The following is a 20744-nucleotide window of genomic DNA, read 5'->3' as shown; positions in this document are numbered from 1 at the left end:
TGTGCCTCTTTTCGATTGTCGGAACCGGGTCCGGGTCCCGGCAAATCCCATCGCTTAGAATTAGAGCATGGCTTTGGTTCCGGAAGCCGCTGAACCGCCCTAATTCAGCCCCGTCCGGAATATTTAGTCTCCATTCACCACTCGAAGTCGTAGTTCATCTTGTTCGGTTCCACTTGGCTTGCGGGCCCGGAGGCTTAAGGATAATATTTTATTCAATGGCTTGGGGCACGATGCCATGAATTTGGGGTGCAGCTTGCCCGTCCTTTGCGGAGCTTTGCTTTGATCAATCGCTCGGCTGCTCGCGCGATCGTGACCTTTGCCGTGCTGACGGGCGGTGCGCTTCTGGCCGGCTGCAACACCGACGACGCCTCACTCGCGAGCAACGCCAAAGCCAACCAGCCGGTGCCGCCCAAGGTTGTCGCCGCCATGACCGCGAAGGACATGGAGCTGCAATCGCCGATCCTGGTCAGGCTATTCAAGCAGGAAGCCGAACTCGAGGTTTGGAAGCAGGACCGGTCTGGCAAGTTCGCCTTACTCAAGACCTACCCGATCTGCCGCTGGTCCGGCGATCTCGGCCCGAAGACACGCGAGGGGGACCGTCAGGCTCCGGAAGGATTCTACAGCATCTCGCCGGCGCAAATGAATCCGCGCTCCGCCTACTACCTCTCGTTCAACACTGGCTATCCCAACGCCTACGACAAGTCGCTGGGTCATACTGGTTCCGAATTGATGGTGCATGGCGACTGTTCCTCGCGCGGCTGCTACGCCATGACCGACGAGCAGATCGCCGAAATCTATGCAATTGGACGGGAGTCATTCTTCGGCGGTCAGCGCGCCTTCCAGTTCCAGGCCTATCCGTTCCGCATGACGCCCGTAAACTTTGCGAAGCATCGCAACAACCCGAACATGCCGTTCTGGAAAATGATCAAGGAAGGCAACGATCATTTCGAGGCGACGCATCAAGAACCGAAGGTCGCGTTCTGCGAGCACAAGTACGTGTTTGATCCGGCGTCCCCGCCCGGCTCCGCCAGGCCGCTTGAGTTCAATGCCTCGGCGAAGTGTCCGGCCTATGCGGTGCCTGACGAGATCGCAAGCGCCGTGCGCGAGAAGCAGCAGCGCGACAATACCGAAATAGCCAACCTGATCTCGAAGGGATCGCCGGTCGCCAAACTCAACACCGGAATCGACGGCGGCATGAACCGGGTGTTCGCCGCCAAGCTGCCCGAGGGTCAGACGGGACTTTCAGACCCCGTGGAACCCGGCCTGAAGGCCACGGCGTTTTCGCCGGCGCCTGGCACCATTCCACCGACGGTCAACCCGCCACGCAATTCGGCAGCAGCGACAGTCGCGACCTCCTACGAACCGGAGGCCGACGCGACAAGGCCGTCGTCATCTTTGCTCGCCCCCTCCAAGCCGAACGGCATCTTCAGCAATCTTGCCCGCAAGATGGGTTTCGGAGACGCCGACACGACCGCCACAACCAAGGAATCTGTTTCGGCTTCGGCCAAACCCAAAGAGTCTGCTCCGGCCAAGCCGAAGACGGCAACTCCGGCGCGCAGCGTTCCGTCTCGCCCGGCCGTGGAGAAACACGCAGCGCCCAAAACGGCAGAGAAGACCGCTGAAAAGGGAGCTAAGCCTGAACACGTCGCAACCGCGCGGCCCCCGCTCAAGCCCGCAGTCGACGCGCCCACCCCCGCGACGGCTTCGATTCCGAGCGCAGCGCCGGTGGCGTCATCGAACTCGTTCGATAGCCGCTTCTCGGTATCCCGGTAACATCCAGAACTGTCGGACGGGCGTTATTCCGAGCGCGGCGACGAAGGCCTTAAGAGCTTTTCCGCTTCTGATTCTGACAGAATCAAAGCGTGGCTCAATAATTTAAATCTGACGCGTTTTTCACGCGAACCGGTATCCACTTCGCTCGAAGCGCTCGAGGTCGCTCGCCGGCAGGAATGACAGCCGCGTGGAAAGGGCTTCAGGCGTAGCGGCCGTGGCAATGCTTGTACTTCTTGCCTGAACCGCAAGGACAATCCTCATTGCGGCCGACCTTGCCCCAGCTCGCCGGATTATTCGGATCGCGGCTGGAACGGTCCGCATGCGCTGCCGGCGCCAGCGAGACCCCGGCAAAACTGCTTTGCGCAAACGCCATCTCGTCCTCGCCGGTATTCGGATCGAACTTATGGGCTTCCATCACAGGCAGCGCCGGCTGTTCCTCCTCGGGCGGCACGATCTCGACGCGCATCAACTGCCCCGTCACCGCCTCGCGCAGATTGGCAATCAAGCTTTCGAACAGGGAAAAGGCTTCCGACTTGTATTCCTGTAGCGGATCGCGCTGACCATAGCCGCGCAGGCCGATGACCTGACGCAGATGATCCAGCATCACCAGGTGTTCGCGCCAGAGATGGTCCAGGGTCTGCAGCAGGATGGTCTTCTCGACGTAGCGCATGACGTCAGGCCCCCATTGCCCGACCTTGGCCGCCATATGCTCGTCGACACGGCTTTCGATACGCGACAGCAACTCCTCGCCGGCAATGCCTTCTTCTGCGGCCCATTCATCCACCGGCAACTCGATATCGAGCACGCGGTTCAGCTCTTCTTTTAGGCCAGCGACATCCCACTGCTCAGGGTACTGGTTCTCCGGCACATGCTTTGTGACGAGGTCCTCGACGAACGCATGGCGCATGTCGACGACGGTTTCGGCGACGCTGTCGTTCTGCATCAGATCGACGCGCTGTTCGAAGATCACCTTGCGCTGGTCGTTCTGCACGTCATCGTACTTCAGCAAATTCTTGCGGATGTCGAAGTTGCGCGCCTCGACCTTCTGCTGTGCTTTCTCCAGCGCCTTATTGATCCAGGGGTGGGTGATGGCCTCGCCTTCCTTCAGGCCAAGCCGCTGCAGCATGGTGTCGAGCCGATCCGACCCGAAGATCCGCATCAGGTCATCGTCCAGCGACAGGAAGAATTTCGAACGGCCAGGATCGCCCTGGCGGCCGGAGCGGCCGCGCAACTGGTTGTCGATGCGCCGCGACTCGTGGCGTTCCGAACCGATGATGTAGAGCCCGCCCGGGCGGGTCACAGTCTTGGCCGGCTTTGAACCCTTGGCCGGCTCGATCTCGACGATCTCCTCCGCCTTAAGCACCATGTCGCGGAAGCGCTCGATATCGGCCTTGACTTCCCCTATTTTCGCTTCTCTTTCAGCTTCGTCTGCGATGTCGGCCGTCTCGACTTGAGCGCGCATCTCCAGCGAGCCGCCGAGTTTGATATCGGTGCCGCGACCGGCCATGTTGGTCGCGATGGTGATCGCGCCGGGCACGCCGGCCTCGGCGACAATATAAGCTTCCTGCTCATGGAAGCGGGCGTTCAGCACCGCAAACAGCTTTGCCGGTTTGCCCGCACGAGCCGCAGCGTACAGCTTCCGCATCGATTTCGGATCGCTGAAGTCGATCTGCTTGTAACCATGCTTCTTCAGATAATCGGCGAGCACCTCGGATTTCTCGATCGAGGCGGTGCCGACCAGCACAGGCTGCATCCGCGCATTGGCGCGCTCAACCTCAGCCAGGATCGCGGCGTATTTCTCGTTCTGGGTGCGGTAGACCTCGTCGTCCTCGTCGAGACGCGCAATCGGCAGGTTCGTCGGTATCTCGACGACTTCGAGCTTGTAGATGTCGGCCAGTTCGTCGGCTTCCGTCGACGCCGTGCCGGTCATGCCCGCGAGCTTCTTGTACATCCGGAAGTAGTTCTGGAAGGTGATGGAGGCGAGCGTCTGGTTCTCCGGCTGCACCGGCTGATGCTCTTTCGCTTCCAGCGCCTGATGCAAGCCTTCCGAATAGCGGCGACCCGGCATCATGCGGCCAGTGAATTCATCGATGATGACGACCTCGCCGTCGCGGACAATGTAGTCCTTGTCGCGGGTGAACAGCGAATGCGCGCGCAGCGCCTGGTTGATGTGGTGGACGACGGAGACGTTCTCGACGTCGTAAAGCGAGTCACCTTTGAGCTGGCCGGCCTCGCGCAGCAGCGTCTCGATCTTCTCCATGCCGGCTTCGGTGAGCGCCACCGTGCGCTGCTTCTCGTCGACCTCGTAGTCCGCCACCTTCTCGAGATTCGGCATGAAGGTGTCGATGGTGTTGTAAAATTCGGAGCGGTCGTCCAGCGGGCCCGAAATGATCAGCGGCGTCCGCGCTTCGTCGATCAGAATCGAGTCAACCTCGTCGACGATAGCGAAGAAGTGCTCGCGCTGGACCATATCCTCCAGCCGGTACTTCATATTGTCGCGCAGATAGTCGAAGCCATACTCGTTGTTGGTGCCGTAGGTGATGTCGCAGGCATAGGCTACCTTGCGCTCGACGTCGTCGAGGCCGTGCACGATCACGCCGGTGGTGAGGCCGAGGAAGGAGTAGATCTGCGACATCCAGCCGGCGTCGCGGCGTGCGAGATAATCGTTGACGGTGACGACGTGAACGCCATTGCCGGCGAGCGCGTTGAGATAAACGGCAAGCGTGGCGACCAGCGTCTTGCCTTCGCCGGTCTTCATCTCGGCGATATCGCCCTCGTGCAGCACCATGCCGCCGATCAACTGCACGTCGAAATGCCGCTGGCCGAGGGTTCGCTTGGCTGCCTCGCGCACTGTGGCGAAGGCGGGAACTAGAATGTCGTCGAGGGTTTTGCCGCTCGCAAGCTGCTCCTTGAATTCGGCGGTGCGCGCCCGCACCGCCTCATCGGACAGCGCGGCGATTTCGGGCTCCAAGGCGTTAATGGCTTTGAGGCGGGATTGATATCCCTTGACCCGCCGATCGTTGGCGGAACCGAAAAACTTGCGGGCAAACGCGCCAATCATCCCAAATTCCTGTCTTCGCGGTTCGCCGTTGCAGCCATGTGGGTAGTCTCCTGAACCCTCCGCTTCTGATGGATCAGAAGCGGCAACGAGTTTGCTTCACGCGACCGGTCATCCCGCTCGAGAACGCTATAGTGTCCGAACCCAAAAGTTCGCCTTGGTTCTGCACAGCGAACTTCGCAACCACCGCACAAGCCGCCTATCAACTCAACTCATCGTGACGCATCAGGGCCGTAAGTCCCGAAAGCCGAGCGTCCGCATATGGGTTGAGATTCGGTGACCCGGGGTTCAATCGCAAAAGCACAGCCAGAACCCGCCTTTGCCGTCGACCGTCCGGCAGAAATATGGCCGGCCCCGTGGGTTGTCAACGGTGGCCGGAGCACCGATCCGAAGCGTTTGCGCCAAAAGCGGCAGCGTCCACCGGTCTGGGCGTTCATGATTTTGACAGAGTTTTCGCATTGCCAAGAACCCACGATTGAGCGAGTGTCCGCCCACATCCTCCTCCCGGAGATCAAGGATCCCATGACCATCTCATTGCCCGCAACAAAATACAGTCTGCGCGTTCGCCTGGCTTCGTCCGCTCTCGGCGGCTGCCTGGCCGCGGTCTTGTTCGTCGGCACACCGCTCCGCGCCGATGCGGATCCCGTGCTGGCAAAGGTTAACGGCTCCGAGATCCACCAGAGCGACGTTAATCTTGCTACGGAGGAACTGGGTCCGAGCCTCGCGCAGATGGATCCGGCGGCGAAGCAGGAGAATGTGCTGTCTTTCCTTATCGACATGAAGATCATCGCCAAGGCCGCAGAAGAAAAGAAAATTGAAAACAGCGAGGAGTTCAAAAAACGGCTCGCCTTCGCCCGCGACCGCCTGCTGATGGACCGACTGCTGGCATCCCAAGCTAAAGCGGCGATCACCGACGATGCCATGAAGACGGTCTATGCGGATGCCTCCAAGCAGATCACCAGCGAACAGGAGGTTCATGCGCGCCACATCCTGGTGCAGACAGAGGACGAGGCCAAGAAGATTGAGGACGAGTTGAAGAAGGGCGCAGACTTCGTCGAACTCGCCAAGAAGGAATCCAAGGATCCCGGCGCCTCCGACGGCGGCGACCTCGGCTTCTTTACCAAGGAGCAGATGGTACCGGAATTTTCAAAGGTCGCCTTCGCGCTGGAGCCCGGCAAGATTTCCGACCCGATCAAAACCCAGTTCGGTTGGCACATCATCAAGGTCGAGGAAAAGCGCGCCCGCAAGGCCCCCGACTTTGACGAGGTGAAGCCGCAAGTCGAGCAGTTTGTGACACGAAAGGCGCAGGCGGAATACGTCACCAAGCTGCGCGAGGCCGCCAAGGTCGAGCGTATGGACAAGCCAGCCCACCCCGCGAATGCAAGCGGGGACAAGGCCAGCTCTACCAAACCCGCAGACGGCAAAACGCCCGCGAAGTAAAATTCGCTGTCGCGTCGTTGAAACCGATAGTATTGACAATCGTCATGGTCGGGCTCGTCCCGGCCATCCACGTCTTTGGAATCCGCTCAGCGCAAGAAAGACGTGGATGGCCGGAATAAATCCGGCCATGACGACAAAATTTGCTGTCGACAGGCCTCACACATGTCCACCGGCATTTCTCCCCTCGCCCCGACCGATGTCCCCGATATGCCCGAAATCGCGGGCGTGCGCCTCGCGACCGCCGCTGCCGGCATCCGCTACAAGGGCCGCACCGATGTATTGCTGGCGCTGCTGGACAAGGGCACGACGGTGGCCGGGGTGTTCACCAAATCCAAGTGCCCGTCGGCGCCGGTCGAGTGGTGCCGCGCCCGACTGAAAAGTGGGAACGCGCGGGCCTTGGTGGTGAATTCGGGCAACGCCAACGCCTTCACCGGCAAAACCGGCCGCCAGGCGACCAAGCTGACCGCCGACGTCGCCGCCAAGGCGGCCGGCTGCAAGGCAAGCGACATCTATCTCGCCTCGACCGGCGTGATCGGCGAACCGCTCGACGCCACGAAATTCAACGGCGTGCTGGAGACATTGGCGCGCGACGCCGTGCCGGATCGCTGGATGGACGCGGCGCGCGCCATCATGACCACCGATACTTTCCCCAAGGTTGCAACCGCCAGGGTGAAGCTCGGCAAGGCGACCGTCACCATCAACGGCATCGCCAAGGGCGCTGGCATGATCGCGCCCGACATGGCGACCATGCTCTCCTTTGTCTTTACCGATGCGCCGATAGCGGCGACAGCATTGCAATCGCTGTTGAAAAACGGTGTCGAAGACACCTTCAACGCCGTCACCATCGACAGCGACACCTCCACCTCCGACACCCTACTAGCGTTCGCGACCGGCGCCGCAAGCGCCCGCGGCGCGCCGAAAATTACCCGCGCCAGCGATCCGCGCCTGAAAGCGTTCGCGAAAGCATTTCACGGCGTACTGGCCAATCTTGCCGAACAGGTGGCGCGCGACGGCGAAGGCGCGCGCAAGCTGGTCGAGGTCATCGTCGAAGGCGCAACGTCGAAGACATCGGCGCGCAGGATCGCCAAATCGATCGCCAACTCGCCTCTGGTAAAAACCGCGATCGCCGGCGAGGACGCCAACTGGGGTCGCGTGGTGATGGCGGTGGGCAAGGCTGGAGAGCCGGCCGACCGCGACAAGCTATCGATCTATTTCAACGGCATTCGCGTCGCCAAAAGCGGCGCGCGGGATCCGTCTTACGACGAGGCGGAAGTCTCGAAAGCCATGAAGAACGACAGGATTCAGATCAAGACGACGCTAGGTCTCGGCAAGGGCCGCGACCGCGTGCTGACCTGCGACCTCACCAAGGAGTATGTCGCAATCAACGGCGATTACAGGTCGTGAAACTCACACTCGTCGTCGCCTGCGCCCTGATCGACACCGACAACCGGGTGCTGATCGCGCAGCGACCGGAAGGCAAGCAGCTTGCCGGCCTGTGGGAATTTCCCGGCGGCAAGTTCGAGCCTGGAGAACGCCCCGAAGAGGCGCTGATTCGTGAGCTACGCGAGGAGCTCGGCATCGTCACGCAGGAGGGGTGCCTGGCGCCGCTGACCTTCGCGAGCCACGCTTACGAGAGCTTCCATCTGCTGATGCCGCTCTACATCTGCCGGCGCTGGGAAGGCGCGGTGACCTCAAAAGAGGGGCAGGCGCTGAAGTGGGTTCGGGCCAACAAGCTTCGCGACTACCCGATGCCGCCCGCGGATATCCCTCTTATTCCGCCGCTGGTTGATCTGTTGATGTGAGTTCGCGCCCCGGGCGCGGCGCAGCGCGAAACGGTGCTGTGCAGAGTCGGGACTCATGCACGGAATACGTTTCGGCAATCCCGGTTCTGCGGAGCGGCGTCGGGAATGCCGCATCGCGCCCGGGACACTATTTTTCAAGTCTTGCCACGCCCCTTCACCGCGTCCTCCAGGCTCGCTTTCGCCGAACCGGGCTGCAACGGCTTCTGCTGGCTCTCATGCGGCGCCCATCCCGAGAGCCAGACGATATCGAAGGTGGCGCGGATGCGACCGTCGGGATCAGTGAAGCGCTCATGATAGATTTGCGCCATCCGTAGCAGCGTTGCGCGGCGCAAAGGCGTCCTCCGCCGTTCGGCCATGATATTGGTCGCGCCCATGCGACGCAGATCATGCATCAGCGCAAAAGCATCGTTATAGCGCACTACGACGCGGTCGACGTCCGTCACCGGCAGTGCGAAGCCCGCGCGTTGCAGCAGCGCGCCGACATCGCGAAGGTCGGCGAACGGCGCGACCCGCGGCGAGATGCCACCCTCAAGCTCCGCCTCGGCTATCGCGAACGCCTGACGCAGCTCGGTGAGCGTCTCGCCACCGATCGTGGCTGCCAGCAGAAATCCGTCCGGCTTCAGGGCACGGCGGATCTGCACCAGCAGGCCCGGAAGATCATTGACAAACTGGAAGGCAAGTCCGGAGACGGCAAGATCGAGGGAGTCCGGCGACAACCGCACGGCTTCGCTCTCGTCAATCGGGAGATCGACGCGCGCAGTCTCTCTGAGACGAGCCGAGAGCGCGCCGCGCATCTGATCGCCCGGCGTGCCGACATCCGCCGCGTGTTGAAATTCGCGCAACACGGCATTCAGCCGCTCCGCCATATCCTCCGCGACGCGATCGAGCAGAAACGGCACCGCTCCCATCCTGGCCGCACGGCGCTGACGCACGCGCAGCAGGGTGCGATCGAACAAAACAGGCGGCGAGGATTGGTTCGGAGCCATGCGGCTTGGTACGCCGATCATCCCGTCGCTGGCAATCCGCCGTAACGCGATTGCAAAGGACCTGCTTTGTCTGGCTTGAGTACCGCCACCTCGAGGAATAGCCTTCCGATATGGATACCACAACGGACAACCTGGTTTCGCCGCAGCAAGCCAATCCGCTGCGCGGAGCATGGCGCGCGTGTCGCGACGTCATGTCCCATGCGGCGCGCTCGGCGCTGGACATCGCGCTGCCAACGCTCTGTGTCGCCTGCCGCGAACCGGTGGCTGGCGTCGGCGTCTGTGCGGATTGCTGGACGCAATTGTCGTTCATCGAACGTCCTTATTGTCCTCGGCTCGGCACGCCCTTTGTTTATGATCCGGGTTCCGGCATGCTGTCGATGGAGGCGATTGCCAATCCCCCGGCCTATCAGCGCGCCCGCGCTGCGGTACGCTATGACGACGTCGCCAAGGTCCTGGTTCATGCACTGAAGTATCAGGACCGCACCGATCTCGCGCCCGCGATGGGCCGCTGGATGGCTCGTGCGGGCTCGGAATTGCTCGACGGCGCCGACGTTCTGATCCCGGTGCCGCTGCACTGGCGACGCGGCTGGAGCCGCCGCTACAACCAATCGGGCGTGCTGGCGCGCGTCATCGCCCGACAATCCGGAATTCCGGTCGCGTCGGACGCGCTGCGGCGCACCCGTCCGACCCGGCAACAGGTTGGATTGTCGCGAAATGACCGCGCCCGCAATGTGCAGGGCGCGTTCAAAGTCGCGGCGGAACGCACCAGCCAAATCCAGGGCCGCCGCGTCATCCTGATCGACGACGTCCTGACGTCTGGCGCCACAGTGGATGCCTGCGCGCGCGTCCTGCTGCGCGCGAAAGCCGCACAGGTAGATGTGCTGGTATTCGCGCGGGTTGTCGACACCATGAAAGCCCCCATATAATTGAGCTTTGACCCCGGAGCCTTGTTCTGCTTTCGCGGGCGAAAGGCAAGAACATGAACACCAAGCCCACGTTCATCGCCGCAATGATCCAGATGCGGAGCGGTCTTTTTCCCGAGCCGAATTTCGATCAGGGTTCAAGGCTGATTCGCGAGGCGGCGGCGCAGGGTGCTGACTTCGTACAGACCCCCGAAGCCAGCAACATCATGCAGGCCGATCGCGTCGCACTCTTTGAGCATCTTCGGACCGAGGACGACGACCGCTCGCTCAGCGGTTATCGCGATCTTGCGCGCGAATTGAAAATTTACCTCAACGTCGGCTCTCTCGCATTGCGGCTCACGGCTGAGAAAGCCGTCAACCGCTCGTTTCTGATCGGACCGTCCGGCGACATCCTCGCGCGCTATGACAAGATTCACATGTTCGACATCGACCTCGGAGGCGGCGAAAGCTATCGGGAGTCGGCCAACTATCAACCGGGCGAGACTGCCGTGATAACGGACCTGCCCTGGGGCAGGCTGGGCATGACGATCTGCTACGACGTCCGTTTTCCTGCGCTGTATCGCGCGCTGGCCGAAGCCGGCGCGTCGTTCCTCACGGTGCCAGCGGCCTTCACCAGGAAGACCGGCGAGGCGCATTGGCACACCCTGTTGCGCGCTCGCGCGATCGAGAACGGTTCCTTCGTGTTTGCCGCCGCCCAAGGCGGAATGCACGACAACAACCGCGAAACGTTCGGCCATTCGCTGATCGTCGATCCGTGGGGCACAGTGTTGGCCGAAGCGAGCGGCACCGAACCCGGCATCGTGTTGGCTACGATCGATCCGGCCAACGTCGCGACCGCGCGCAAGGCCGTACCCTCATTACAGCATGGGCGGCGCTTTTCCCTCGTCGACCACAAGTCGGCAAGCGACCATCTGCATCTTGTGCGAGGCTCTGCATGATCCGCTACACCCTGCGCTGCGAGCGGGGCCACACTTTCGAGAGCTGGTTTCAGAGCTCCTCGTCCTACGACGCGCAGGTCAAGCGCAAGCTTGTGACCTGCGCGCTCTGCGGCTCGGCGAATGTCGAGAAGGCGATCATGGCACCGCAGATTGCCGGCTCCAAGCGCCGCTCGCCGAGACTCGCAGTCGCTCCCGCATTTACGATAGATGAGCCTCCCGAGCGAGGAGGTTCGGCATGATCCGCTACAACCTGCGTTGCGATGGTGGCCATACCTTCGAAAGCTGGTTTCAGAGCTCGTCGGCCTATGATTCACAGGTCAAGCGCAAGCTTGTGACCTGCGCGATCTGTGGCTCTGCCAAGGTCGAGAAGGCGATCATGACGCCAAGGATCGCCGGCACCAAAAAGCGCGGATCGGCGGCACCTGCGGACTCATCCACATCAGCAACAATGGCGGAGGGGCGCGAGCTGCGGGCTGAGCTCAAACAATTGCATGATCATCTCGTCAAGAACGCCGACAATGTCGGCGCACGGTTTCCGAACGAAGCTCGCAAAATGCATTACGGCGATATCGAGCATCGCCCGATCTACGGCGAGGCCTCGCCCGAGGAAGCGAGATCGCTGATCGAGGAAGGCGTCGAGGTCGGGTCGCTGCCGGTGCTGCGGGACAACCGGAACTAACGGGCAATGACGCTCACGCTTCCGTCCTGGCTGTTCTGGGCACTGCTGTCGGCGGCATTCGCGGCACTGACCGCCATCTTTGCCAAGGTCGGCGTCGAAGGCATCGATTCCGATCTCGCCACTTTCCTCCGCACCATTGTTGTCCTTGTCAGTCTCGGCCTGATCCTGTCGGCGACGGGGCAGTTCAGCCACCCCGGCCCAATGCTGACCCGGAGCTGGATTTTTCTTGTACTATCGGGACTGGCCACCGGTGCGTCGTGGCTCTGCTATTTTCGCGCGCTCAAGCTCGGTCCGGCCACACTGGTCGCGCCGATTGACAAGCTGAGCGTCGTACTGGTTGCCTTGTTCGGCGTCGTCTTTCTTGGCGAGCGCCCCTCGCTTAATGGCTGGATTGGAATCGCCCTGATCGCAGCCGGCGCCGTCATTATCGCCGTCAAACGCTGATTATACCGCGACCAACAGCCCAACGCCGATCACAATCAGCACGGTGCCGCCGAACTCATGTAACGAAAGCCGCTGCTTGAACGAATAATATGACACCGCTTGCGCGAACAGCACCTCGACCAGCGCCAGCGTGCGAACGTTGGCGGCGGCGGTGAGCGCGAACGCCAGGAACCAGAACTGCGAGGCGAACGCGCCCAAAAAACCCGCGAACAGCGACGGCCGCCACAGGCCGAGAATTCTTTTCGGTACGTCGGGCGCGCGCAACAACAGATACGCCGTCAGCACCGCCGTCTGCACGAATAGCCCGAGCACCAGCGTGTAGGACGCCGCGGTGACGAACGACACGCCCGGCACGGCGATGATGGCGCCGCGAAAGCCGACAGCGGACAGGGCGAAGCAGGCGGCTGCGACCAGCCCCAACGCCGTCGGCTTGAGATCGGCGAAGCCCTTGGCGCCGCCGGGACGGAACGCGGTGATAACGACGCCCACGGTGGCGATCAGAATCGCGACCACCTTTAGGAAGGTGAGATGGTCGCCAAGAAACACAAACCCAAAGATCGCGGTCTGGATCGCTTCGGTCTTGAGATACGCGATCGTCACCACGAACGAGTTGCCGTTCATCGCGAGCAGCATCAAGCCGGTGCCGACGATCTGGGTGAGTGCGCCGAGCAACAGCCACAGCCAGAAGGCCACGACGGGCCATGGGACCGGGTCTCCGGTGAACCCGATCACCACGGCGAAAAAGATCAGCGAGAACGGAAAACCGAACAGGAAGCGGATGTTGGTCGCGCCCCACGTGCCGAGCGGGCCGGTCAGCGACCGCTGCATCGCGTTACGCGCGACCTGTCCGAACGCTGCCGTGACGGTGAAGGGTATCCAGAGCGAGGCGACGGTGAACATGGAAGGTGTCTTTCACGTTCCCGAAAGTGTGAAGGCCGAGGAAGCCTTACCCCACCGCTTCCGCCACCACCATGTAGTTGACGTCCATGTCGGATGACAGGCTCCACTTGTCCGCGAACGGGCTGTACACCACGCCGGACTGCTCGGTGATGCCGAGCCCATTGCGCTCGAGGTGACGCGCAAGTTCGTCCGGTGTAACGAACTTATCCCACTGATGAGTGCCGCGCGGCAGCCAGCGCAGCACGTATTCGGCCGCGACAATGCCCAGCGCAAAGCTCTTCCAGTTGCGATTAAGGGTGGAGGCCACCATGATGCCGCCCGGCTTCAGCATCGCGGCGCAGCGATCCAGAAACAGTCCGACGTTGGCGACATGCTCCACCACCTCCATCGCGAGGATGATGTCAAAGCGCTCTCGTACGTCCATGTCATCCACGGTCGTGCAGCGATAATCGATCGACAGATGGGCTTTCTCGGCGTGGAGCTTCGCTGCCGCGATATTGGACGCGGAGGGATCGACCCCGATCACCTGCGCGCCGAGCCGCGTGAACGGCTCGCATAGAAGGCCCGCGCCGCAGCCGATATCAAGCAGCCGCAGGTCCGCCAGACAGTTCAGGCTGCGGACGCTGCGCTCGAACTTGCGGCAGGCGGCGTCGCGGATGAACTGGAGCCGCAGCGGGTTGATCCTGTGCAGCGGCGCCATCTTGCCGGTGGGATCCCACCACTCCTGCGACAGTTTTGAGAACTTCTCGATCTCGGCGTGATCGACGGTCGTTTCGGATGCGGCTGTAGAATTGGCGGAAGGGTCGGCTTGCATCGTCATTGCCGGGCGGCTCCTTGGGCGACGTGATGGGATTGCGGAACGCCGGCCGCGGCGGCGATGGTTCTGACCTTCTCAGCCCAGTCGTCGACCCCACATAGGGTTTCGTGCAAAACCTGCAAATGGGCCAGCTCGGTCCTAATGGTCCGGCGGGCTGTGCGGTGCACATTGTTCGAATACAACATCGTCGTTCGAATACAACATCGTCTCGTCCGGTTGCAGAATCGTTGATATGGCATCCTGCCGGCCTGCCTCACGCCGTTTCCTGGAACATCCGGCCCCCGCAGCACGACCGAAAGCCGGGTTGCCTGCCCGCATCCGCCCCGTTATGTATACGCGCCTTCTCGCCCGTGCGCCCCCGCTTTTCGCATTTCATCGAGTTGGCTTGTATCCAGAGCCTTCTTGTAGAGAGCCTTAGGAACGCACACCCGTCATGAGCCGGCTTGTGATGAAATTTGGCGGCACCTCCGTCGCCAATCTCGACCGTATCCGCAACGTCGCGCGGCATGTCAAACGCGAGGTCGATGCCGGCCACGACGTCGCGGTGGTGGTGTCGGCGATGTCGGGCAAAACTAACGAGCTGGTAGCATGGTGCAGGGACGCTTCGTCGATGCACGACGCGCGCGAATACGACGCCGTGGTGGCATCCGGCGAGCAGATCACCTCGGGGCTTTTGGCGATCGCGCTACAGGCGCTCGGCATTCAGGCACGCTCATGGCAGGGATGGCAGATCCCGATTCAGACCAGCGACGCCCACGCCTCGGCCCGCATTCTTGAAATCGACGGCAGTGAACTGGTCAACCGCTTCACGGAGCGCAAAGAGGTTGCCGTGATCGCCGGTTTTCAGGGAATCAGCCCGCAGACCGGCCGGATCACCACGCTTGGCCGCGGTGGCTCCGATACCTCGGCGGTGGCGATCGCCGCCGCCATCCGCGCCGACCGCTGCGACATCTACACCGATGTCGACGGCGTCTATACCACCGATCCACGGGTGGTCCCGAAAGCGCGCCGGCTCGACAGGATCGCGTTCGAGGACATGCTGGAACTGGCATCGCAGGGCGCCAAGGTGCTGCAGGTTCGTTCCGTGGAACTCGGCATGACCCAGAACATGCCGATTTTCGTCCGCTCCAGTTTCGACAAGCCGGAGGACATCGACCCCCATGGCACGCCGCCGGGTACGCTGATCTGCGGCGAGGAGGAAATCATGGAAAGCCACGTCGTTACCGGGATCGCCTTCTCCAAGGACGAGGCCCAGATCTCGGTCCGCCAGATCGAAGACAAGCCGGGCGTCGCCGCCTCGATCTTCGTCCCGCTTGCCGATGCCAATATCAACGTCGACATGATCGTCCAGAACGTCTCAGAGGATGGCAAGACCACCGACCTGACGTTCACGGTGCCTGCCTCCGACTATGCCCGCGCCAAGGAGACCATCACCGGCGCCAGGGACAAGATCGGCTATGCGCGCCTCGACAGCGCCACCGACGTCGCGAAGATCTCGGTAATCGGGTCGGGCATGCGTAGCCATGCCGGCGTCGCGGCGCAGGCGTTCAAGGCGCTGTCCGACAAGGGTATCAATATCCGCGCCATCACGACCTCGGAGATCAAGTTCTCGTTGCTGATCGACACCGCCTATACCGAACTCGCGGTACGGACCCTGCATACGCTCTACGGGCTCGATCGGACCTGAGACGAGCGCTTGCAGCCACCTCCATCGTCCTCGGCTGAGCCGGCGCGGCGTAGCCCCGGCGAAGCCCATTGTAGCGCGAACGCCGTTGCCGTTTTTCGGACCTTGTGCTCCTCAACGGCAGGCGTTTTGCTTGGCAAAATGGACATCGATTGGTTATACGGCGAATGACATGGCCGTTGCGGCTGGGGCAATGGCTTCAGACAATCGCGCTACGCTTCTGACGCGGAATGTCGTTTTTTTAGACATATCCAAAAACTGGCTCGCAGGGGAAGGACCGGGATATGCGGAGCGCGTCGAGCGGCCCCCGCGTCTTATTGAGACGGCTCCGCGAGGTCATGGCGGAGCGGGTCAGCGCGCAAGAGCGTCTCGACAAGGTCGTGGTGCTGATCGCCGCCAATATGGTGGCGGAAGTATGCTCGACCTATGTGCTGCGCGTCGATAACACGTTGGAACTCTACGCGACTGAAGGCCTCAATCGCGATGCCGTGCATCGCACCGTTCTGACCGCACACGAAGGCCTCGTCGGCCTGGTCGCAAGCGAAGCGACGCCACTGAATCTGTCGGACGCACGCAGTCATCCGGCATTCTCGTTCCACCCCGAAACCGGCGAAGAAATCTACAATTCGTTCCTCGGCGTGCCGATCCTGCGCTCGGGCAACACGCTTGGCGTGCTTGTGGTGCAGAATCGCGCCAAGCGCACTTATGTCGAAGAAGAGGTCGAAGCGCTTCAGACTACGGCGATGGTGCTCGCCGAGATGATCGCTTCCGGCGAACTGGCTGCCCTCGCGCAGCCCGGCCTTGAGCCCGCCACCCGCCACACGATCCACCAGGTTGGCGCGATCCTGTCCGACGGTATCGCGCTGGGCCATGTTGTGCTGCACGAACCGCGCGTCGTCATCACCAATTACATCGCCGACGATGTGCCAAAGGAAATCCGGCGGCTGGATACGGCGCTCTCCAAGCTGCGCGCCGATCTCGACCACCTGCTGGAGCGCGGCGACGTTGCTGACGGCGGCGAGCATCGCGAGGTGCTTGAGGCTTACCGGATGTTCGCCAACGACCATGGCTGGTCGCACAGGCTGCAGGAGGCGGTTGCAACCGGCTTGACGGCCGAGGCCGCTGTTGAGCGTGTGCAATCGGACACCCGCGCACGGATGTTGCGCTCGACCGACCCTTATCTGCGTGATCGCCTTCATGACCTCGAGGATCTCGGCCACCGCTTGATGCGACAGCTGGTCGGGCAAGATCACGCGCCTTCCCGCGAGCAGCTCCCCGATAACGCGATCCTGATCGCGCGCGCCATGGGACCGGCGGCCCTGCTGGATTATGACCGCAAGCGGCTGCGCGGACTGGTGCTGGAGGAAGGCACGGCGACCTCGCACGTTGCCATCGTCGCGCGCGCGCTGGGCATCCCCGCCGTCGGCGAGGTGCCGAACGCGGTCGGAATCGCCGATCCCGGCGACGCCATCATCGTCGACGGCACCTCTGGTTCGATTTACCTGCGGCCATCGGCGGAAATCGAATCGGCCTATGCGGAGCGCGTGCGCTTTCGCGCCCGGCGGCAGGCGCAGTACATCGCCTTGCGCGACAAACCCTGCGTCACCAAGGACGGCGAGCCGATCGATCTCATGATCAATGCGGGCCTCGTGATCGACCTTCCACATATCGAGGACACCAATTGTTCTGGCATCGGACTGTTCCGGACCGAACTCCAATTCATGATCGGACAGAGCCTGCCGCGCGCAAGCGAGCAGCTTGCCCTGTACCGCACGGTGCTGGACGCCGCCGGCGACAAGCCGGTGACGTTCCGCACCCTCGACATTGGCGGCGACAAGGCGCTTCCCTATATGGAAGCCGCAGTTGAGGAAAATCCTGCGCTCGGCTGGCGCGCGATCAGGCTCGGGCTCGATCGTCCCGGGCTGCTGCGCGGCCAAATTCGCGCGCTGCTGCGCGCCGGAGGCGGTCGCGCGTTGCGCATCATGTTCCCGATGATCTCGGAAGTCGCCGAATTCGATCAGGCCAAAGCGATCGTCGAGCGCGAACTTACCTATCTTCGCCAGCATGGCCACACGCTACCGGAACGGGTGGATGTCGGCACCATGGTCGAAGTCCCCGCGCTGTTGTACCAGCTTGACGAATTGCTTGCGAAAGCCGATTTCGTCTCCGTTGGATCGAACGACCTGTTTCAATTCATGTTTGCGGTCGATCGCGGAAACAGCAAGGTGTCGAACCGCTTCGACACGCTCTCCTCCCCGATCCTGCGTGCGCTGCACGACATCGTGGTCAAGGCCCGGGCCGCGGGGAAAAGCGCTTCGCTATGCGGGGAAATGGCATCGCAACCGCTGGGCGCGCTGGCTCTGATCGCGCTCGGCTATCGCTCGCTCTCGCTCTCGGCCACTGCACACGGTCCCGTCAAGGCCATGATACTCGATCTCGATACCAAAAAGGCGGAGGCCGCCATCATGCCGCTGCTCGAAGCGCCCTCCGGCAGCATTTCGATCCGCGACAAGCTTAAGAACTTCGCCGACGCCGAGGGGCTGTCGCTGTGACCTTTTTTTCGGTGATCGTCTCCCGAACCGGGACGTCGTTTTCCCACCCCCCTCGCGGAAGAGCGTGCATAGGCGGCCAATGGCCGCCGTCACAGAACGCACCGATGCTTTGGATCGGCCATGGTGAAGCGAGGGCGGGAAAAGCGAATTTGCCTGTCACGTACGAAAGCTTTCTCACCCGGCACGGACGTGGTCCGCGTCATCCTCTCCCGCAAGGGAAGGGGGAAAGAGGCCACTTCTGACAATGCTGCCCGAAGCCAAACTCGACCTCCTGCTGGTTCGCCACGCCGCGCTCGAAAACGAGCTGCTGAGCCAAGTCAGTGCTGACAGATACGTCCAGATGACGCGCGAATTGGCGGAACTCAATCCCATCGTGGATGCCGTCAGGAACTGGCGCGCTGTCACGACCGAGATTGCAGGAATCGACGCGATGATCGCCGATCCCGCCACGGACGCTGAGATGCGTGCGATGGCGGAGGCCGAGCGCCCCGCGCTGGAGGCACGCAACAATGAACTTATGCAGAATATCCGAGTAGCACTGCTGCCAAAGGATGCGATGGACGAACGCAACGTCATGCTCGAAGTCCGGGCTGGCACCGGCGGCGACGAGGCCTCATTGTTCGCTGGCGATCTGTTTCGGATGTACGAGCGCTTCGCAGCCCTGCTGGGATGGAAGGTGGAGGTGATCTCTGCAAGCGAGGGCACCATGGGCGGCTACAAGGAGATCGTCGCTCAGGTGCAGGGACGCGGCGCCTACGCCAAGATGAAGTTCGAATCCGGCGTGCATCGTGTGCAGCGCGTGCCGGATACCGAAGCGCAGGGACGTGTCCATACCTCAGCAGCCACCGTGGCGGTGTTGCCGGAAGCCGAAGAGGTCGATGTGGAGATCAAGCCCGACGATCTGCGCATCGAGACCATGCGCGCGCAGGGCGCAGGCGGCCAGCACGTCAACAAGACGGAATCGGCGATCCGCATCACCCACATCCCGACTGGCATCGTCGTCAACATGCAGGACAGCCGTTCACAGCACAAAAACCGCGCGTCGGCGATGAATATCCTGCGTTCCCGCATCTACGACGCCGAGCGGCAGCGCATCAATGCCGCGCGCTCGGCCGACCGCAAGGATCAAGTTGGATCGGGCGATCGTTCCGAGCGCATCCGCACCTACAATTTTCCGCAAGGCCGCGTCACGGACCACCGCATCAACCTGACGCTTTACAAGCTGCCGCAGGTGATCGCCGGCGACGCGCTGCACGAATTGATCGATGCGTTGACCACAGAGCATCAGGCCGCGCAGCTGGCAGCCGAAAGTGGCCGGTGAACATTCCCCTATCGCAACGCGGCGTCTTTCTTTCCGTCTTCCCTGGCGGGAGAGGGAAAAAGCGAATCACATGACCGCTTCGTTTGCCACTGAGACGATAGAGTCCGCGCGGCGGATGTTGACGGCACGCTTGGCGGCCGCGGGGATCGACAGTGCCGCGCTCGAAGCCCGCACACTCACCGGCGAAGTGCTGGGCCTCGATCTTACTGGACTGATCGCGCAAGGCTTGCGGAGACTCAACGAGGATGACGCGGCGCGCCTCGATGCTTTTGCGCAACGCCGGCTTGCGGGCGAGCCCCTGGCGCGCATTCTGGGAACGAAGGAGTTCTGGGGACTGCCGCTGAAGTTGTCGGCGGACACGCTGGTACCTCGGGTCGACACTGAAACCGTGGTCGAGGCCGCGCTCGACGTTCTCCGCGCTGAAGGCCGGATCCAAGCTGCGCTCCGCATCGCGGACCTTGGCACCGGCAGCGGTGCGATCCTGCTCGCATTGCTGACCGAACTGCCGGCTGCCACCGGCGTCGGGACCGACCTGAGCGCCGCGGCACTCGACACGGCCAGAACCAATGCACAAGGCGTCGGCCTCACGACGCGCGCGCAATTCCTGGTCAGCGATTATGGGGATGGTCTGTCAGGCCCATTCGACCTGATTGTCTCGAACCCGCCCTATATCCCATCGGCCGACATCGCGATGCTGTCGCCGGAGGTACGCGACCACGATCCGCATCTCGCACTGGACGGCGGCCGCGACGGGCTTGATGCCTATCGCCGGATCGCGCCGCAGGCGGTGTCGCTGCTGGCGACCGACGGCCTCCTGGTGTTGGAGATCGGGCAAGGTCAGGACAGCGCCGTCAGCCGGCTGGCGACCGCGGCGGGGTTGGCGGTCATGGAATCGGCAAGGGTTGATCTCGCGGGTATCGGCCGCGCCATCGTGGCCCGCAAGATTGCCCTTAGAAAGCCCGATTGAGCCATAAAAAACCACTTGGAATATCCCTCGGGAGCGATTACGTTTCATGCACAATCATCGGTCCCGGGTTGGCCCCGCAGCTTTGCTGCCGGTGAGCCTTAGAGTTCTCGGACGAAAACCGGCCCGAGTGAACGGTTCCTAAAGGCAGGTCATATCGAGCGCGATGGCCGAGGGCTGCGCCGCTTGCGACCGCGAAGCGAACGAAAGCCTGAATACTGCGCTTGAACACTCACGCGAGAAAACCTGAGTTTGAAGTCTCTGGCTGAATGATCTGGCCGTGCTGGTGCCATGCGCCTGCCGGCGACCCGGGAACGCGTCTTTGCTATGGAGATGAGTAGCGGCCGATACGCGCTTTGCGTAGGCCGCGTCGAGGGGCGGGAAATCGCACCAAAACGACAGGGCAATACCCAAATACCCAAGCGAAAACTTCAAAGCTGGAACTTCAAGGCTGATAACTGAA

17 protein-coding genes are annotated in these 20744 nt (G+C 62.2%); 13 read left to right on the top strand and 4 right to left on the bottom strand.

The features are described from left to right. The first annotated feature begins 279 nt into the window (after window positions 1–279). Entirely contained in the window at window positions 280–1773 is a 1494-nt protein-coding gene (locus tag ACZ5IL_RS02480; RefSeq protein ID WP_464594962.1) for a L,D-transpeptidase family protein, read from the top strand. A 199-nt stretch (window positions 1774–1972) separates the two neighbouring features. Here ACZ5IL_RS02480 and secA read toward each other — a convergent pair whose 3' ends face one another. After that, window positions 1973–4834 (bottom strand): preprotein translocase subunit SecA, encoded by a 2862-nt coding sequence (gene secA, locus ACZ5IL_RS02475; RefSeq protein ID WP_464594960.1) that lies wholly within the window; start codon window positions 4832–4834, stop codon window positions 1973–1975. A gap of 519 nt (window positions 4835–5353) precedes the next feature. Between secA and ACZ5IL_RS02470 the strand changes: the two genes are divergently transcribed. The 3 genes from ACZ5IL_RS02470 to mutT all read left to right on the top strand — a co-directional run bounded on the left by ACZ5IL_RS02470 (window position 5354) and on the right by mutT (window position 8073). After that, window positions 5354–6271, top strand: a complete 918-nt coding sequence (locus ACZ5IL_RS02470) for a peptidylprolyl isomerase (protein WP_464594959.1) — start codon at window positions 5354–5356, stop codon at window positions 6269–6271. 162 nt (window positions 6272–6433) lie between these two features. Further along, entirely contained in the window at window positions 6434–7675 is a 1242-nt protein-coding gene (gene argJ / locus ACZ5IL_RS02465) for a bifunctional glutamate N-acetyltransferase/amino-acid acetyltransferase ArgJ (RefSeq protein ID WP_464594958.1), read from the top strand. Then, the gene (mutT, locus tag ACZ5IL_RS02460; protein ID WP_464594956.1) at window positions 7672–8073 is read left to right on the top strand and encodes an 8-oxo-dGTP diphosphatase MutT; all 402 of its coding nucleotides are present in this window, start codon (window positions 7672–7674) and stop codon (window positions 8071–8073) included. The genes argJ and mutT overlap by 4 nt, the downstream gene beginning before the upstream one ends. A gap of 134 nt (window positions 8074–8207) precedes the next feature. Here mutT and ACZ5IL_RS02455 read toward each other — a convergent pair whose 3' ends face one another. Beyond that, complete coding sequence (locus ACZ5IL_RS02455; protein ID WP_464594955.1) at window positions 8208–9080, bottom strand: methyltransferase domain-containing protein; 873 nt, start codon at window positions 9078–9080, stop codon at window positions 8208–8210. 89 nt (window positions 9081–9169) lie between these two features. On the opposite strand from ACZ5IL_RS02455, the gene ACZ5IL_RS02450 reads away from it, so the two are divergent. From ACZ5IL_RS02450 to ACZ5IL_RS02430, 5 genes are read left to right on the top strand one after another with little or no spacing between them, the layout of a single operon-like run. Beyond that, window positions 9170–9985 carry a ComF family protein gene (locus tag ACZ5IL_RS02450; RefSeq protein WP_464594954.1) on the top strand — a complete coding sequence of 272 codons (816 nt, stop codon included), beginning with the start codon at window positions 9170–9172 and terminating at the stop codon, window positions 9983–9985. Between the two features lie 53 nt (window positions 9986–10038). After that, a complete protein-coding gene (locus ACZ5IL_RS02445; RefSeq protein ID WP_464594953.1) occupies window positions 10039–10920 on the top strand; it encodes a carbon-nitrogen hydrolase family protein in 882 nt (293 codons plus the stop codon). Continuing rightward, complete coding sequence (locus tag ACZ5IL_RS02440; RefSeq protein WP_425907695.1) at window positions 10917–11159, top strand: DUF1178 family protein; 243 nt, start codon at window positions 10917–10919, stop codon at window positions 11157–11159. The genes ACZ5IL_RS02445 and ACZ5IL_RS02440 overlap by 4 nt, the downstream gene beginning before the upstream one ends. Beyond that, window positions 11156–11599: a DUF1178 family protein gene (locus ACZ5IL_RS02435; RefSeq protein WP_464594952.1), complete on the top strand. Its 444-nt coding sequence runs from the start codon at window positions 11156–11158 to the stop codon at window positions 11597–11599. Before ACZ5IL_RS02440 ends, ACZ5IL_RS02435 begins: the two co-directional genes overlap by 4 nt. Window positions 11600–11605: 6 nt before the next feature. Next, complete coding sequence (locus ACZ5IL_RS02430) at window positions 11606–12043, top strand: EamA family transporter (protein ID WP_464594950.1); 438 nt, start codon at window positions 11606–11608, stop codon at window positions 12041–12043. On the opposite strand, the gene ACZ5IL_RS02425 is transcribed toward ACZ5IL_RS02430, so the two are convergent. Both ACZ5IL_RS02425 and ubiG read right to left on the bottom strand, forming a co-directional pair. Then, entirely contained in the window at window positions 12044–12943 is a 900-nt protein-coding gene (locus ACZ5IL_RS02425) for an EamA family transporter (RefSeq protein WP_464594949.1), read from the bottom strand. It abuts the gene before it with no gap. Between the two features lie 46 nt (window positions 12944–12989). Next, window positions 12990–13763, bottom strand: a complete 774-nt coding sequence (ubiG, locus tag ACZ5IL_RS02420; protein WP_464594947.1) for a bifunctional 2-polyprenyl-6-hydroxyphenol methylase/3-demethylubiquinol 3-O-methyltransferase UbiG — start codon at window positions 13761–13763, stop codon at window positions 12990–12992. 430 nt (window positions 13764–14193) lie between these two features. On the opposite strand from ubiG, the gene ACZ5IL_RS02415 reads away from it, so the two are divergent. From ACZ5IL_RS02415 to prmC, 4 genes are all read left to right on the top strand, one after another. Continuing rightward, window positions 14194–15447: an aspartate kinase gene (locus ACZ5IL_RS02415; protein ID WP_425907689.1), complete on the top strand. Its 1254-nt coding sequence runs from the start codon at window positions 14194–14196 to the stop codon at window positions 15445–15447. Between the two features lie 281 nt (window positions 15448–15728). Then, entirely contained in the window at window positions 15729–17996 is a 2268-nt protein-coding gene (ptsP, locus tag ACZ5IL_RS02410; RefSeq protein WP_464594946.1) for a phosphoenolpyruvate--protein phosphotransferase, read from the top strand. 244 nt (window positions 17997–18240) lie between these two features. Next, a complete protein-coding gene (gene prfA / locus ACZ5IL_RS02405) occupies window positions 18241–19317 on the top strand; it encodes a peptide chain release factor 1 (protein ID WP_464594945.1) in 1077 nt (358 codons plus the stop codon). A gap of 70 nt (window positions 19318–19387) precedes the next feature. After that, entirely contained in the window at window positions 19388–20284 is an 897-nt protein-coding gene (gene prmC, locus ACZ5IL_RS02400) for a peptide chain release factor N(5)-glutamine methyltransferase (RefSeq protein WP_464594943.1), read from the top strand. The last annotated feature ends 460 nt before the right edge of the window (window positions 20285–20744 follow it).

Source organism: Nitrobacter sp. CN101 (genome assembly GCF_055390255.1).
The sequence above is the reverse complement of the archived record's forward strand: the minus strand, read 5'-3'. Positions and strand labels throughout refer to the sequence as shown.

Bases quoted from the DNA above. Each gene is read 5' to 3' on its own strand.
- prmC (WP_464594943.1), top strand. From the start codon at position 19,388: ATGACCGCTTCGTTTGCCACTGAGACGATAGAGTCCGCGCGGCGGATG.
- ACZ5IL_RS02430 (WP_464594950.1), top strand. From the start codon at position 11,606: ATGACGCTCACGCTTCCGTCCTGGCTGTTCTGGGCACTGCTGTCGGCG.
- ACZ5IL_RS02415 (WP_425907689.1), top strand. From the start codon at position 14,194: ATGAGCCGGCTTGTGATGAAATTTGGCGGCACCTCCGTCGCCAATCTC.
- ACZ5IL_RS02435 (WP_464594952.1), top strand. From the start codon at position 11,156: ATGATCCGCTACAACCTGCGTTGCGATGGTGGCCATACCTTCGAAAGC.
- ubiG (WP_464594947.1), bottom strand. From the start codon at position 13,763: ATGACGATGCAAGCCGACCCTTCCGCCAATTCTACAGCCGCATCCGAA.
- ACZ5IL_RS02445 (WP_464594953.1), top strand. From the start codon at position 10,039: ATGAACACCAAGCCCACGTTCATCGCCGCAATGATCCAGATGCGGAGC.
- argJ (WP_464594958.1), top strand. From the start codon at position 6,434: ATGTCCACCGGCATTTCTCCCCTCGCCCCGACCGATGTCCCCGATATG.
- ACZ5IL_RS02440 (WP_425907695.1), top strand. From the start codon at position 10,917: ATGATCCGCTACACCCTGCGCTGCGAGCGGGGCCACACTTTCGAGAGC.
- ACZ5IL_RS02455 (WP_464594955.1), bottom strand. From the start codon at position 9,080: ATGATCGGCGTACCAAGCCGCATGGCTCCGAACCAATCCTCGCCGCCT.
- ACZ5IL_RS02470 (WP_464594959.1), top strand. From the start codon at position 5,354: ATGACCATCTCATTGCCCGCAACAAAATACAGTCTGCGCGTTCGCCTG.
- ptsP (WP_464594946.1), top strand. From the start codon at position 15,729: ATGCGGAGCGCGTCGAGCGGCCCCCGCGTCTTATTGAGACGGCTCCGC.
- ACZ5IL_RS02450 (WP_464594954.1), top strand. From the start codon at position 9,170: ATGGATACCACAACGGACAACCTGGTTTCGCCGCAGCAAGCCAATCCG.
- ACZ5IL_RS02425 (WP_464594949.1), bottom strand. From the start codon at position 12,943: ATGTTCACCGTCGCCTCGCTCTGGATACCCTTCACCGTCACGGCAGCG.
- prfA (WP_464594945.1), top strand. From the start codon at position 18,241: ATGCTGCCCGAAGCCAAACTCGACCTCCTGCTGGTTCGCCACGCCGCG.
- secA (WP_464594960.1), bottom strand. From the start codon at position 4,834: ATGATTGGCGCGTTTGCCCGCAAGTTTTTCGGTTCCGCCAACGATCGG.